This is a genomic window from Symbiobacterium thermophilum IAM 14863 (genome assembly GCF_000009905.1).
Taxonomy (GTDB): domain Bacteria; phylum Bacillota; class Sulfobacillia; order Symbiobacteriales; family Symbiobacteriaceae; genus Symbiobacterium; species Symbiobacterium thermophilum.
The window spans coordinates 1,215,872-1,231,035 of record NC_006177.1; the positions used below are offsets into that span (position 1 = coordinate 1,215,872).

General features: G+C 71.1%; 11 protein-coding genes. All 11 read left to right on the top strand.

The genetic code is table 11. From position 1 onward, the window contains the following. The first annotated feature begins 46 nt into the window (after positions 1 to 46). Positions 47 to 1,177, top strand: a complete 1,131-nt coding sequence (locus STH_RS05605; RefSeq protein WP_148205495.1) for a glycosyltransferase family 4 protein — start codon at positions 47 to 49, stop codon at positions 1,175 to 1,177. Between the two features lies 1 nt (position 1,178). Further along, positions 1,179 to 1,676, top strand: a complete 498-nt coding sequence (locus STH_RS16995; protein ID WP_011195231.1) for a DUF4330 domain-containing protein — start codon at positions 1,179 to 1,181, stop codon at positions 1,674 to 1,676. A gap of 12 nt (positions 1,677 to 1,688) precedes the next feature. Continuing rightward, complete coding sequence (locus STH_RS05615; protein ID WP_011195232.1) at positions 1,689 to 3,311, top strand: O-antigen ligase family protein; 1,623 nt, start codon at positions 1,689 to 1,691, stop codon at positions 3,309 to 3,311. Then, the gene (locus STH_RS05620; RefSeq protein ID WP_148205496.1) at positions 3,308 to 4,393 is read left to right on the top strand and encodes a glycosyltransferase family 4 protein; all 1,086 of its coding nucleotides are present in this window, start codon (positions 3,308 to 3,310) and stop codon (positions 4,391 to 4,393) included. Before STH_RS05615 ends, STH_RS05620 begins: the two co-directional genes overlap by 4 nt. After that, positions 4,390 to 5,958 (top strand): murein biosynthesis integral membrane protein MurJ, encoded by a 1,569-nt coding sequence (murJ, locus tag STH_RS05625; RefSeq protein WP_011195234.1) that lies wholly within the window; start codon positions 4,390 to 4,392, stop codon positions 5,956 to 5,958. Before STH_RS05620 ends, murJ begins: the two co-directional genes overlap by 4 nt. Positions 5,959 to 5,982: 24 nt before the next feature. Then, the gene (gene csaB, locus STH_RS05630) at positions 5,983 to 7,080 is read left to right on the top strand and encodes a polysaccharide pyruvyl transferase CsaB (RefSeq protein WP_011195235.1); all 1,098 of its coding nucleotides are present in this window, start codon (positions 5,983 to 5,985) and stop codon (positions 7,078 to 7,080) included. Between the two features lie 569 nt (positions 7,081 to 7,649). Next, the gene (pheS, locus tag STH_RS05635; protein ID WP_011195237.1) at positions 7,650 to 8,681 is read left to right on the top strand and encodes a phenylalanine--tRNA ligase subunit alpha; all 1,032 of its coding nucleotides are present in this window, start codon (positions 7,650 to 7,652) and stop codon (positions 8,679 to 8,681) included. A 19-nt stretch (positions 8,682 to 8,700) separates the two neighbouring features. Continuing rightward, positions 8,701 to 11,379 carry a phenylalanine--tRNA ligase subunit beta gene (pheT, locus tag STH_RS05640; RefSeq protein ID WP_011195238.1) on the top strand — a complete coding sequence of 893 codons (2,679 nt, stop codon included), beginning with the start codon at positions 8,701 to 8,703 and terminating at the stop codon, positions 11,377 to 11,379. A 299-nt stretch (positions 11,380 to 11,678) separates the two neighbouring features. Beyond that, positions 11,679 to 13,265 carry an ABC transporter substrate-binding protein gene (locus tag STH_RS05645; protein WP_242654580.1) on the top strand — a complete coding sequence of 529 codons (1,587 nt, stop codon included), beginning with the start codon at positions 11,679 to 11,681 and terminating at the stop codon, positions 13,263 to 13,265. Positions 13,266 to 13,286: 21 nt separating this feature from the next. Continuing rightward, a complete protein-coding gene (locus STH_RS05650; protein WP_011195240.1) occupies positions 13,287 to 14,297 on the top strand; it encodes an ABC transporter permease in 1,011 nt (336 codons plus the stop codon). A gap of 12 nt (positions 14,298 to 14,309) precedes the next feature. Then, entirely contained in the window at positions 14,310 to 15,155 is an 846-nt protein-coding gene (locus STH_RS05655) for an ABC transporter permease (protein WP_011195241.1), read from the top strand. The last annotated feature ends 9 nt before the right edge of the window (positions 15,156 to 15,164 follow it).

Sequence of the window (15,164 nt, forward strand, 5' to 3'; positions counted from 1 at the left end):
TGTACAATAGCCTGGACAGCCCGCGCGCTGGGGGTGACGGAGCGCCTTGACGACAGACATGCCCAACATCCTGCTCGCTGCCATGGCCCTCGACCTGGGCGGGGCGGAAACCCATGTGATCAGCCTCGCGCGTGAGCTGCACCGGCGCGGGCACCGCGTGGTGGTGGCTTCGGCGGGCGGTCGCATGGTGCCCCTGCTCGAGGAGCGCGGGATCCCCCATATCGTCGTGCCGATGGCCAGCCGAAACCCGCTGGCCATGGCGCGCGCTTACCGGCGGCTGCGCCGGCTGATCGCCGAGCACCAGATCGGGCTCATCCACGCCCACGCCCGCATCCCCGCGTGGCTGTGCGCGCTGGCGGTGCGGGGGAAGGGCATTCCGCTGGTCACCACCTACCACGGGGTGTACAACGCCGGCTTCCCCTGGAAGTACCTGACGACCTTCGGCCAGCGCGCCATCGCCGTGAGCGAGGACGTGCGCCGCCACCTGGAGGGGCCGCTGGGCGCGCCGCCCGCGATCATCCGGGTCATCCCCAACGGCTTCGAGACCGGCGAGTTCCGGCCGGGGCTCGACATCGCCCCGCTGCTCCGGGAGCTGGGCGTCGACCGGACGGGGCCGCACGTCGTGCACGCCAGCCGGCTGACCGACGAGTTCGCCGATACGGCCGTGGCGCTGCTGCAGGCCCTGCCCCGGCTGAACGAGCAGTTCCCGACCATCCGGCTCTGGATCCTGGGCGACGGCAACCGGTACGCCGAGGTGGCCCGCCTCGCCGACGAGGTGAACCGCCGGCTGGGCCGGGAGGCCGCGCGGGCGGTGGGCCACCGGCTGGACGTGCCCGCCTTCTTCAACCTGGCCGACTGCGTGGTCGCCGTGGCCCGCACCGCCACCGAGGCCATGCTCTGCGAGCGGCCGGTGATCATCGCCGGCGAGGGCGGCTACCGGGGCATCCTCACGCCCGAGCGGATCCCGCTGTACGCCGGGTCCAACTTCACTGCCAGGGAGGGCGGCACGCCCCTGAACCCGGCGGTGCTGGCCGCGGACATCGCCGGCCTGCTGGCCCCCGGCAACGAGGCCGAGCGGCAGCGTCTGGGGCGCGCCGGGCGGGAGTTCGTCGTCGCCAGCCTCTCCATCGAATCGGTGACCGCGCGCATTCTGGACGTCTACGCGGAGGTGCTCTGACGTGCTGATCGACAACAAGGGCCGGCTCTTCGGCAAGATCAACCTGCTCGACCTGGTGGTGCTCCTGGGAATCCTGGCCGTCGCAGGGCGGTTCGTCTACGGGGCCCTGACGGGCCCGGCGGCGACCCCGACCGGGCAGGACCAGGTGATCGAGATGACCCTCCGCATCCCGGCCGTGACCCAGTGGACCATCGACGCCATCCAGGTGGGCGACGAGGTGTACGACAGCAAGTCCAACACCCGCATGGGCCAGATCGTCGACGCCTGGTGGGAGCCGGCCGTCGTCGTGCGCGAGATGCCGGACGGCATCGTTCCCCACGAGTCCGACACCCACTTCGACCTGTACGTGACCGTGCGCGGGCCCGCCCGGGTCTCGCCCAACGGCGTCACCATGAGCGGCATCGAGGTGAAGGTGGGGCGGAGCAACCAGTACAAGAGCGCGTTCTGGGCCGCCACCGGGACGACGGTGGCCTTCGACCTGAATCCGCCCGAGCGGTAGGGGGCCGGTCACATGGTACGGTCACCCCTTCTGGATGTCTGGGAGACAAGCCTGGTCGGTCGGCTGGCCGCGTGGTTCCTGGGGGTGTGGGAGGCGAGCCTGACGGGGCGGGCCCTTGCCGCGCTGGGCGCCTTCTGCGCGCGCGTCTTCGCCGGCTCGCTGATCGGCCGGTTCTGGTACTCGGACTGGCCCCGGTCCGGCGACGGCGACGGGCCGGTGAGCCGTGCCCTCGGGGGGCTCCGCCGGCTGGCCGAGGCCGTCGGCCGGGCCGCCGGGCCGTGGCTCCGGGGGCTCTGGGAGACCAGCCTGCTGGTGGCCCTGGGCGGCCGCGTCGCCCGGGCGGTGGGGGGGCTCCTTGCGGGCAGCCACCTGTGGGGGCTGTTCTGGGGCTACGCCGGTGACGTCGCGCCGGCCCCGGCCGAGGCGGAGGACCGGCCGACGTCGCCGGTGGTCTACCTGCTGGGGCTGCTGCTGGGGTTGCTGCCCCTGGTGCCGCACACCCTGTCCGGCCTTTCCACGGCCGCGATGATCGCCGGCGTCTGGTCGCTGGCCGGCCTCGCCGTGCTGGTCCGCTTCGCCCGGGGCGAGTTTGACTGGCGGGCGCCCTCGGCCCTGCTGCCGCTGTCTTTCCTGCTCCTGGTGGTCGGCGCGGCCGCCGTGCAGTCGCTGGCGCCGGCGGCCAGCTTTCGCAACCTGATCATCTGGCTGACCGCGGGCCTGCTCTTCTGGCTGGTCGCCGACCAGGTCCGCACCTCCCGGGACGCGGCGGCGCTGCTGGGGCCGGTGCTGGCCGGGGCAATGCTCATGACCCTCTGGGCGGTGTACCAGGTGTTCCGTCCGCCGCAGGTCGAGGAGTCCTGGGTGGACCCCGAGCAGGCGGGACAGGTGATCCGGGTCTTCGCCAGCATGGGCAACCCCAATTACCTGGCGGAGTACATGACGCTGCTGCTGCCGCCGGCGATCGGCCTCTGGCTGCAGAACCCCCGCCGGCAGCTGCCCCTGGCCCTGCCGGTGGCGATGATGCTGCTCACGCTCCTGCTCACCGGCTCCCGCGGCGGCTGGCTGGCCACGGCCGGCGCCCTGGGGCTCTTCGTGCTGCTGCGCTTCCGCCGCTGGACCGTCTTCCTGGCGCTGGGCGGACTGGCGCTCCTCCTGGCGGCGCCGGACGCCATCCTCACGCGGCTGCTCTCGGCCTTCTCGCTGGCGGACACGTCCAACCAGTATCGGGTGAACATCTGGATCGGCGTGCTGGCCATGCTGCGGGAGCACTGGGTGCTGGGGGTGGGCGCCGGGGCCGAGGCGTTTGCGAAGGGCTACCAGGCCTTCATGCTGTCCGAGGCCCGGGCGGCGCACGCCCACAACGTGCCGCTGGAGATCTTCGCCGAGATGGGCATCCTCGGCCTCATCGCCGCGGTCTGGGCGCTCCTGGCCGCGCTGCGCCGGCCCTTCGTCGTCGGCGCAGACCGGCAGAGCAGCTACATCCTCGCCGCCGTCCCCTGCGCCCTGACCGGCCTCCTGGTCCACGGCCTGGTGGACTACGTGTGGTACAATCCCAAGATCCTGTTTGCCTTCTGGGCCCTGGCGGGCCTGGGGGCGGGCCTGGCAGCAGGCCACAGAGAGGAACGAGCGACTTGACGGACGCAAGACGAGACCTGCCGCGGGTGCTGCACGTCTGCAGCGACACCAACATCGGCGGTGCCGGCCGGTACGTGCTCACCCTGCTGACCCAGCCCCGGATTGCGGAACGGTTCACGGTGGCGGCAGCCTGCCCCGAAGGGGCGCTGGCTGCCGCCCTGCGGCGCGCCGGCGTGACGGTCTTCCCGTACGCGGGCGCGGACCGCTCGCTCTCCTGGTCCGGCCTCAGGGAGCTGGTCGGGCTCATCCGGCGGTGGCGGCCGCACGTCGTTCACACCCACGGCGCCCTGGCCGGCCGCATCGCCGGCCGGCTGGGCGGCGCCCGGGTGGTCTACACCAAGCACGGGCTCGCCGCCGCTGTGGAGGCCTCGGTGCAGGTCCGGAGCCCGGGAGCCTGGCTGCGACGGCTGGCCGTGCGCCGCTTTGCCGACCGCATCGTCGCAGTGTCCGGCGCGGTGCGGGATGCCCTGATCGCGCAGGGGGCCGACCCCGCGGCGGTACGGGTCATCCCCGGCGGCGTCGACCTCGGGCCGTATGAACAGGCGCCGCCTCCGGTAGCGGGAGTGGTGGGCGCCCTGGGGCGGCTGGAACGGGAGAAGGGGTTCGACGTGCTCCTGGAGGCCATGGCCCGGCTCCGGGGCGAGGCCCGGCTGCTCCTGGGCGGCGACGGCTCCCAGCGGCAGGCCCTGGCGGCCCGGGTGGAGGCGGAGGGGCTGCCGGTCGAACTGGTCGGCTTCGTGGACGACGTGCCGGCTTTCCTGGGCCGCACCGGGGTGTTCGTGGTCCCGTCCCGGTCGGAGGGTCTGGGGCTGGTGGCGGTGGAGGCGATGGCGGCCGGCAGGCCGGTGGTGGCTTCCCGCACCGGCGGCCTTCCCGAGGTGGTGGTGGATGGCGAAACGGGCCTCCTGGTGGCGCCGGAGGATCCGGACGGCCTGGCCCGGGCGATCCGGATGCTGCTGGCCGACCCGGAGCGGTCGGCCCGGATGGGCGCGGCCGGGCGGGAGCGGGCGCGGGCCCTGTTCAGCGCCGAGCGCATGGCGGCGGAGACCGCCGCGCTGTACGAGGAGTTGATCGCCCCATGACGTCCGGCAGCCCGCGCTCCCTGGTGAAGGCGGCGTCCATCATCACCGCCGCCGCCGTGCTGAGCCGCATCCTCGGCTACGTCCGGGAGATGCTCCTGGCCGCCCGCTTCGGCGCGACCTACACCACCGACGCCTACGTGACCGCCCACGACCTGCCCTACTCGCTGTTCCTCACCGTGAGCGCCGGCGTGGTGATGGTCTTCATCCCCGTCTACCGCGAGGTGGTGCAGCGGCGGGGGCATGAGGCCGCCGGGCGGCTGGTGGTGAGCGTCACGAACCTGACCCTGTTGTTCGCCCTGGCGCTGCTGGCCCTGGGCTGGGCCCTGGCGCCATGGTTCGTGCCGATCCTGGTGCCCTGGTTCCCCGAACACGCCCATGCCCTGACGGTCTCGCTCACCCGTACCATGCTGCCGATGCTGCTCTTCATGGGGCTGGGCGGTGTGGCCACGGCGGTGCTCAACGCCCACCACCGGTTCACGGCCCCCGCCTTCGTCGGGCTGGTGAACAACCTGCCGGTGGTGCTGACCCTCCTGGTCGTGTCCCAGACGGCCCACATCCGCTGGGTCGCCTGGTCCGTGGTGGCCGGGGCCGCGCTGGGGGCCCTGATGCTGCTGCCGAGCCTCCGCCGGCTGGGCATCGGCTGGCGGCCCGCCGTCGACTGGGAGGATCCCGGCCTCGCCAAGGTGGGCCGGCTCATCGTGCCGGTCCTGATCACCACGGGGATCATCCAGGTCCAGGACTTCTTCGACCGCTTCCTGGCCTCGGGTCTTGCCGAGGGCTCCATCTCGGCGCTGAACTACGCGGTGCGGGTCAACTCACTGCCCTACGGGGTCGTCGGCACCTCCATCGCCACTGTGCTCTATCCCACGCTGGCGGCCCAGGCCGCGGACCAGCAGGCCGACGAGCTGCGCGCGACCCTCGCCCGGGGGCTGCGGATGCTCAGCTTCGTGCTGCTGCCGATGGCCGTGGGGCTCCTGCTGTTCCGGGAGCCCATCGTGCAGCTCATGTTCCAGCGGGGGGCGTTCGACCCCGCGGCGACACGGCTCACCGCCTACGCCCTGCTCTTCTACGCGCCGGGCATCCTGCTGTTCGGCTGGCAGGACTTCCTCAACCGGTGTTTCTGGGCCCTGCAGGACACCCGCACCCCCGCGTGGGCGGCGGCCGGGCTGGTGGCGTTCGGCCTGGTCTTCAAGCTGGCGCTGGTCGGCCCCCTCGCGCACGGGGGTCTGGCCCTGGGCCAGACCCTGGCCACGCTGGTCTCCGTGGGGTTCCTGCTCTGGCAACTCCGGAAGCGGCTGACCTACATCGGCGGGCGGGAGATCCTGCGGAGCCTGGGCGTGCACCTGGCCACTGCGGCGGCCGGCGGGCTTGCGGGCTGGGGGCTGTACGGGCTCATCGCCCGCGCAGCGCCGGGCGACGGGCTGGTCGCGCAGGTGGTGCGGCTCTTCCCGGCCCTGGGCGCGGTGGTCGTGGTGCACGTGGCCCTGGCGCTGCTGTTCGGCGACCGGGAGGGGGCCGAGGTCGTGTCAAAGGCATACCGGCGGCTGGCGAGGCGAAGGGCATGACCGGGGCGGAAAGGAGGAGTCACCGTGGCTGAGATCCTGATCGCCGGATACTACGGCTTCCACAACGCCGGCGACGAGGCGATGCTGGCGGGCCTCAGGCGCGCCATCCGGGAGCTGCGGCCCGACGTGACCTTCACCGCCATCTCCGGCACCGCGTCCCAGACCCGCCGGCTCCACGGCATCGGCGCTGTGAGCCGCAGCGACATCCGGGGGATCTGGGAGGCCATCGGCCGGGCCGACCTGGTCATGTTCGGCGGCGGCAGCCTGCTGCAGGACGTGACCAGCAGCCGCTCGCTGATCTACTACCTCGGCCTGGCGACCATGGCCCGGCTTCGCCGCAAGCCGGTCATGTTCTGCGCCCAGGGCATCGGCCCCGTGACCCGCCCGCTCGGCCGGGCGCTGGTGCCGCTCATCGTGAACCGCGCTGCCCTCATCACCGCCCGGGATGCCGAGGCCGCCGAGACCTTCCGCAGGCTGGGCGTCACCCGCCCGCCGGTCACGGTGACCGCCGACGCCGCACTGGTGCTGGGCCCCGCCGATCCGGCTGCCGGCGAGGCGCTGCTCCGCGGCGCCGGGGTCGACGTGAGCCGGCCGGTGATCGGCGTGTCCGTGCGGCCCTGGAAGCCGGGACGCGAGCCCCTGGAACCCCGACTGGCGGAGGCCCTGGACCGGCTCGCCGGGGAGACCGGCGCCCAGGTGGTCTTCATCCCCATGCAGCAGGTCAAGGACGTGGAGGCCAGCCGGGCGGTGGTCGCCTGCATGCGCGCGCCGGCCGTGGTGCTGAACGGCCCGTATACATACGAGGACCTGCGGGCCGTGATCGCCCGGTGCGACCTGCTGATCGGCATGCGCTACCACTCGCTGGTCTTCGCGGCGATGAGCGGCGTGCCGCTGGTGGGGATCTCATACGACCCCAAGAACGACGCCTTCCTGCGCCAGATCGGCCACGAGGCCGCCGGCAGCACGGGCGGGCTGAATCCGGCCGCCGTGGCGGCCGCCGGCCGGCGTGCCCTCGCCGACGCGGAGAAGGTCCGTGCCGACCTCCTGCGGCAGATGGACCGGCTGATTCCGCTGGCCCGGCTGAACGCCGAGCTGGCTGTCGGGTTGCTGCCGGACCGGTGAAAGCGGCGCCGCCGTGCCCTCGCCATGCCCTTTAGCGCGGTTATGTGTTGCAGCCTTGCTGTGGCATTTCCGCTGTGGTATACTTACAGCCATCAGGTGCATGGAACGAGGGTAGAGGGAGGGAATGGCGGCATGTCCAATTCAGCGGCCGCTGAGGTCTTCTGGACCATCTTCTCCAACACCGGTTCCGTTATCGCCTACCTGCTCTACAAGCGTTTCACCGTGCAGTGACGAGTCCGTAGCGACCTGCTGCTGAGATGGTGCACAGGCTGTGATGGAGGAAAGTAGCCGACCCGGCGGTGTCCAGGGAGGCCGCGCCCAGACTGAAAGCCGGCTCTCCGCCAGTCGAGCGAAGTTCCCTCCGGAGCCTCTCCGCTGAACGGCCGCCGCCCGGCCCACTAGGTGGAGACGGGGCCCTCCCGTTACCGAGGGGCGGCGTGTTGGCGCCGGCCATGAGGGGAGCCCGGAAACGGGCTCAATTCGGGTGGTACCGCGGAAGCGAGCGCTTTCGTCCCGATCGGGGGACGGAGGCGCTCATTTTAGTATTGCTGTTTCTCGGAGGTGGCCTCATGAAGGACCAGTTGCTGAAGCTGCGGGATGAGGCGCTCGCCGCCATCGCCGCGGCAGCCGACGTCGGGGCAATCCAGGAGATGCGCGTGCGCTACCTCGGCAAGAAGTCGGAGTTGAGCCAGGTCCTGGGCGGCCTGGGCAGGCTGCCCACGGTGGAGGAGCGCAAGGCCATGGGCGCCCTGGGTAACGAGATCAAGCAGGCGATCACGGCGGCCCTGGATGCCCGGGAGGCAGAGCTGGCGGCTGCCGCGCTGCAGGCGCGCCTCGCGTCCGAGCGGATCGACGTCACGCTGCCGGGAGCGCCGGTGCGCCGGGGCCACCTGCACATCCTCAACCAGGTGATCCATCGCATCGAGGAGATCTTCATCGCCATGGGCTACGAGGTCGCGGAGTCGCGCCAGGTGGAGACGGACTGGTACAACTTCGAGGCCCTGAACATCCCCAAGGGCCACCCGGCCCGCGATGCGCAGGATTCTCTCTTCCTCTCCGAGGAGGTGCTCCTGCGCACGCACACCTCCAACACGCAGATCCGGTACATGCTGGAGGTCGCCAGGGGCAGGACCCCGGTCAAGATCATCTGCCCCGGCCGGGTCTTCCGCCGCGACTTCGAGGACGCCACCCACGCCATGATGTTCCACCAGGTGGAGGGGCTGGTGATCGACAAGGGAATCACCATGGCGTCCCTGAAGGGCGCCCTCACCGAGATGGCCCGGGCGCTCTTCGGCCCGGACGTGGGCATCCGGCTCCGGCCCTCCTACTTCCCGTTCACGGAGCCATCGGCGGAGATGGACATCTCCTGCATCTTCTGCGGCGGCAAGGGCTGTCGCACGTGCAAGGGCTCGGGCTGGATCGAGATCGGCGGCTCGGGCATGGTGCACCCCAACGTCCTGCGCGCCGGCGGCTACGACCCTGAGGAGGTCTCGGGCTGGGCCTTCGGCTACGGCCCGGAGCGGGTGGCGATGCTGATGTACGGCATCGAGGACATCCGGCACTTCGTGAACAACGACATGCGGTTCCTGCGGCAGTTCTAGGCGAGGGGAGGCGTGAGCGATGCGCGTTTCGTACAACTGGCTGAAGGATTACGTGAAGGTGGGCCTCTCTCCGCAGGAGCTGGCGGAGCGGCTGACCGCCCGGGGCGTGGTGGTGGAGAACGTCGTCAGGGCCAACCCCGGGGTGGAGGGGGTGGTGGTCGGCCGGGTGGTGGCGATGGAGCGCCATCCCAACGCGGACACCCTCTGGGTCTGCCAGGTGGACGTGGGCGGGGGCCGGGTGCTCCAGATCCTGACCGGCGCCCAGAACGTCACCGTCGGGGCGCTGGTGCCTGCGGCCGTCCCCGGCGCGAAGCTTCCCGGCGGCGTGACGATGGGCGTCAAGAAGCTGCGGGGTCTGGACTCCCACGGCATGCTCTGTTCGGAGGCGGAGCTGCAGGTGGGCGATGACGCGGACGGCATCCTGATCCTGCCGCCGGAGCCGGGGCTGGAGCCGGGCATGGACGTGGCCGAGGTGCTGGGCTTAAACGACTGGATCTTCGAGCTGGACCTCACCGCCAACTACGCCGCCCACTGCCAGTCGATGCTGGGCGTGGCGCAGGAGGTGGCCGCACTGGTGGGCGGCGAGGTGAACCGGCCTTCGACGTACACCCCCGACGCGCCCGGAACCGACGTGCGTAACCTGATCGCTGTGCAGATCGACGCCCCGGACCTCTGCAGCCGCTACGTCGCCAGGGTGGTGCGCGGGGTGAAGATTGGGCCTTCGCCGCTCTGGCTCCAGGCGCGGCTCCGGGCGGCGGGCATGCGGCCCATCAACAACATCGTCGACATCGCCAACTTCGTGATGCTGGAGACCGGCCAGCCGCTGCACACCTTCGACTACGCGCAGATCCGCGGGCAGAGGATCATCGTCCGCCGCGCCCGCACCGGTGAGCGGTTCACCACGCTGGACGGCCAGGAGCGGGTCATGGACGAAAGCGTCCTGGTGATCGCCGACGCCGAGCGGCCGGTGGCCCTGGCCGGCGTCATGGGTGGCGAGGACTCCGAGGTGACCGACCAGACGGCGGACATCCTCATCGAGTCGGCCCACTTCGACAACATCAACAACCGGCGCACGTCCCTGCGCTACAACCTGCCGAGCGAGGCCTCCAAGCGGTTCACCAAGGGGGTCGACCCGTCGGGGTGCGTCGCGGCCGCCGACCGCGCGGCCCAGCTCATGGCCGAGCTGGCCGGAGGCACGGTGGTGGCCGGCCACGTGGACGTCTGTCCCCGCCCGGCCGTCCCGCCGGTGATCCTGCTGCGCACGGAGCGGGCCAACGCCCTCACGGGCCTGAAGCTCACGCCGGAGCGGATGGCGGAGCACCTGCGCAGCCTGGGCATGGCCGTGCTGACGCCCGCCGATCTGGCGGCGGACCTGGCCCTGGGCGCGCCGGAGTCCGACGAGGAGCCGGGGGAGGACCTGGGCGGCCACCCGGTCTGGACGGCCCTGCACCAGGTTTCGCCCGTGCCGTCTGACCCGGTGGTGTACCGCACGTGGGCGGAGGCCGCCTGGGCGGAGGTGGAGGACGCGGGCAGCCGGCTGGAAGCGCTGCTGGGCGGAGGGGAAAGCGACGGCAAGGCCGCAGCGTCCGGCGAAGGCGTGTCGCCCGGTGGCGCCTCCGACGGCATCCTGGTGGTTGTGGTGCCCACCCGGCGCAGCGACGTCGCCGTCGAGGTGGACCTGATCGAGGAGATCGCCCGGTGCGAGGGGTACGACGCGATCCCGCTGGAGCTGCCGGTGCTCTCCTCCCACCGGGGCGGGCGAAGCCGCCAGGGCGAGGTAAAGCTGGCGGCCCGGCGCGCCCTGGCCGCCGCGGGCCTCACCGAGGTGCTCACGCACTCGCTGACCCACCCGCGGGTCTACGATATGCTCGCCCTGCCGGAGGACGACCCGAACCGGCGCTGCCTTGCGCTGGCGAACCCGATGTACGAGGACCGGTCCACGCTGCGCACCATGCTGCTGCCGTGCCTGCTGGACGTGGTGCGGTACAACGCCAACCGGCAGGTGCGGGACCTGGCCATCTTCGAGATCAGCCACGTCTACCGGCCGGTGGAAGGCGAGCAACTCCCCGACGAGCCGCTGATGATCGGCCTGGCCATGACCGGCAACCTGGCCCCGCTGGGCTGGAACAGCCCCGAGCGGCCCGCCGACTTCTTCGCCCTGAAGGGCGTGGTCGAGCACCTGCTCGCGGAGCTGGGCGTGCCGGATGCGCGTTTCGAGCGCAGCGCGCACCCGTCGCTCCACCCGGGCCGGCAGGCGGCGCTGGTGGTCGGCGGCAAGCCCGTCGGCCTGCTGGGCGAGCTGCACCCGCAGGTGCAGGAGCGGTGGGAGCTGCCCGGTCGCGTCTACGTCGCCGAACTCGCCTTCGCTCCGCTGATGGAGGCTATGCTGCCCCAGGCGGTGTACCGCCCGGTTCCCCGCTTCCCCGCTGTCACTCGGGACGTGGCCGTGGTGGTCGACCTCGACCTTACCGCCCACCGGCTGGAGACGGCGATCCGGGAGGCCGGCGGCGACCTGCTGGAGGAGGTCCGGCTGTTCGACGTGTACCAGGGCGAGCGGGTGGCGGAGGGCAGGCGGTCGCTGGCCTACCGGCTGGTGTACCGCGCCGCCGACCGCACCCTGACGGACGAGGAGCTGGAGCCGGTGCACAACCGGGTCCGGGAGGCGCTGAAGGCGCTGGGCGCCGAGCTGCGGAGCTGACGCCGGTCCCGTGCAGCCGACAGGAGGGGGTCATAACCCCCTCCTGTTGCATTGCGGCCCGGCGGCCGGCTAAGGCTTGCGCGTCCGGCCTCTGACCGGGGGTGGGGCCCGGAGGGAGTTGCCCAACGATTCCAATTCCTGCCCGCGGTGCGGAAGGGGTTTGGCGGGGGACCGTCGAATCCAGCAACTTGTCCGACCTTTGCAAGTTGGAAGATGGCGCGCGGCCGCCCCCGTCCAGGGCGGAGCGGCGGCGCGCCTACATTCTCCGGAGGCGAGAGGACAAGGAGGAGGGGGAAGAGTTGCAGACGCGCGGACGAGCGATCCGACTGGTGGCGGCTGCGATGGCCGCGGGCCTGCTGGTGACGGCCGGCTGCTCGTCGGGGCAGAGGAGCGATCCCGGCGAGACCCAGCAGACCCAGGGCCGGCGGCTGTCCATCACCATCGACACGTTCCAGGGCCGCATTCCCGAGGCGGAGGCCGTCGCCAACTACCTGCGCCAGGTCGGCGTGCAGGCGGAGGTGCGCATCTGGGAGAAGAACGCCCTGCTGGCCGAGATCCAGCAGGGGACCCGCATGGCCTACACCCAGGACTGGGGCAGCTCCACCTTCGACCCCTACGACCTGGCCGTGCCCAAGCTGAAGACCGGCGACCGGGGCAACTACTCGTTCTACTCCAACCCCGAGGTGGACCGCCTCCTGGATGAGGGGGCGTCCGGTACGGATCCTGAGGCCCGGCGCAGGGCCTACGAGCAGGCGCAGCAGATCCTGATCGAGGACGCGCCGTGGATCTTCGGCTACTACATGGACGTGGTCGAGGCGACCACCGCCGACGTGGTGGGCTTCGTCCCGGCGATGGACAGCCGCATCAACCTCCACGACGTGAGCCGCACCGGCGCGGACTCGCTGGTGGTCGGCATGCGCACCGACCGGCTCCAGTCGCTGGACCCGGCGAACCACCGGGACCGGGATACCGAGACGGTCATCCGCAACATCTACGACGGCCTGGTGACCCGCACACCCCACGGCGAAGTCGTCCCTGAGCTGGCGGAGTCCTGGGAGCAGCCGGACCCGACGACCTACATCTTCAAGCTGAAGCAGGGCGTCAAGTTCCACGACGGCTCCGAGATGACGGCGGACGACGTCGTCTTCACCTTCGAGCGCATCATGGCGCCCGACGGCATCGACGGCCAGCAGTCGCCGCGCCTTGGGCTCCTCGGCCCCCTGAAGTCCGTGGAGAAGCTGGGCGATTACGAAGTCAAGTTCACCCTGGAGTACCCGTTCCCCACCTGGCTCCAGCTGCTGCCGCACACCCAGATCGTGTCCAAGGCCCACGTGGAGCGGATGGGCTCCTCCCAGGCCCTGTCCGCGAACCCGATGGGCACCGGGCCCTTCAAGTTCGTGCGGGGCCAGGTGGACTCCGAGATCGTGCTGGAGCGGTTCGACGATTACTACGGCGGCTCGGATGCCCTGACGCCCGTCGGGCCCGCACCTTTGAAGACCGTCACTTTCCGCATGATCCCGGAGCCCTCGACCCGGGTGGCGGCCCTGAAGGCCGGGGAGGTCCACATCATCCAGGAGGTGCCCATCGACCAGATCCCGCTCCTGGAATCCGATCCCAATGTGCGGGTGCACACCACCCAGGGTACGCGCCTGTACATGATCGAGCTGAACAACAACCTGATCCCCGATGCCCGGGTGCGCCGAGCCCTGAACCACGCCATCGACTGGGACACGATCCTGCGGGAGATCTACGGCGGTCGGGCGCACCGGGTGGCCACCGCCATGCTGCCCAGCGGCTTCGGCTACGACCCGACGGTGGAGCCGCTGAAGTACGATCCGGAACTCGCCAAGCAGCTGCTGCAGGAGGCCGGCTACGCGACGGACTAGACGGATGAGGAGGCGGACGGCGTGAAGGCGGTTCGGATACTGGAGCGGGTGCTGACTGCCCTGCCGATGTCGATCCTGATGTTGCTGCTCGTCTTTGCCTTCGTGCGCCTCCTGCCCGGCGACCCGGTCGACATCATGATGGGGCAGGCCGGCAACGTCTCCCAGGCCGAGATCGACGCGCTCCGCCGCGAGCTTCATCTGGACCGGCCGCTGGCGGAGCAGCTCTCCATCTTCGTGCGGGGGCTGCTCCGCGGCGACCTGGGATACTCCTTCCGGGAGCAGCGGCCCGTGGCCGCGATCATCGGGGAGGCCTTCCCCGCGACCGTCGAGCTGGCCCTGGCCGGGCTGACCTTTGCCCTGCTGGTCGGCCTGCCCATCGGGGTCGTCTCGGCGGTGAAGCGGAACTCCTGGTTCGACCGGCTCGCCATGGGCTTCTCGTTCCTGGGGATCTCGATGCCGGCCTTCTGGCTGGGCATCATGGCGATGATGCTCTTCTCGGTGCACCTGGGCTGGACGCCGGTGCAGGGCAGGCTCTCCGCGGGCCTCGTGCCGCCGGATCTCACCGGGTTCTACGTGCTCGACGCGCTGCTCGCCCGGGACTGGGCGCTGCTGAAGGACGCCCTGCGCCACCTGGTCCTGCCCGCGGTGACCCTGGGTGCGGAACTGACGGCGATCATCGCCCGGGTCACCCGCTCGTCCATGCTGGAGGCGCTGCATATGGACTACGTCACGGCCGCCCGGTCCCGGGGGGTGCCCGAGTGGCAGGTGGTGCTGCGCCACGCGCTGCGCAACGCCCTGATCCCGACGGTGACGGTGACGGGGCTGCAGCTCGGGGTGCTGCTGGGCGGCAACATGATCGTCGAGACGGTCTTCGGCTGGCCGGGGTTGGGCCGGCTGGTGGTCGGGGCCATCTTCGCCCGCGACTACGCGCTCGTGCAGGGGGCGGTCATGCTCTACGCGCTGACGTTCCTCCTGGCCAACCTGCTCGTGGACATCCTCTACACGCAGCTAAACCCGAAGCTGGAACTCTAGAGGAGGTGGAAGATGGCTTTCTGGCGCCGCCTGTTCGCCAACCCCAGCGCGGCGGTGGGGCTGGTCGTCATCCTGCTCTACGCCCTCGCCGCCCTCCTGGCGCCCGTGATCGCGCCGTACGGGCCGCGGGAGATGGATCTGGCCAACCGGCTCCGGCCCCCGGCCTTCCTGGAAGGCGGGAGCCTGAACCACCCTCTCGGCACCGACCAGCTGGGGTACGACCTCTTTTCCCGCATTCTCTACGGCGCCCGTGTCTCGCTGCTGGTGGGGCTGATCTCCGTCGCGATCTCCCTGGTGGTGGGCACCTTGCTGGGGTGCATCGCCGGGTACTGGCGGGGCTGGGTGGACCGGATCCTCTCCCGGCTGGCCGACCTGCTCATGGGGTTCCCCTATCTGCTGTTCACCATCTTCGCCATGGCCATCATCGGCCCGGGATTCGGGAACCTCATCCTGGCGCTCTGCTTCAAGGCCTGGGTCGAGTTCTTCCGCCTGGCCCGGGGCGAGATGCTGACCGAGAACACCAAGGAGTACGTCGAGGCAGCCCGGGCTCTGGGCCGGCGCCCGGCCGCGATCATCTTCAGCGAGGTGCTGCCCAACATCTACCACTCGCTGCTGGTGCTGGCGACGCTGCGCATGGGCTACATGATCATCATGGAGGCGTCGCTTTCGTTCCTGGGGCTGGGCATCCCGCCTTCGATCCCGGCGTGGGGATCCATGGTGAGCGCAGGCCGCGACCAGATGCTGAACGCCTGGTGGGTCGCGACCATGCCCGGCCTGGCCATCGTGGGGCTGGTGCTGGCCATCAACCTGCTGGGCGAGGGGCTGCGGGACGTGCTGGATCCCCGGCTGCAGCGGTAAGGGAGGGAG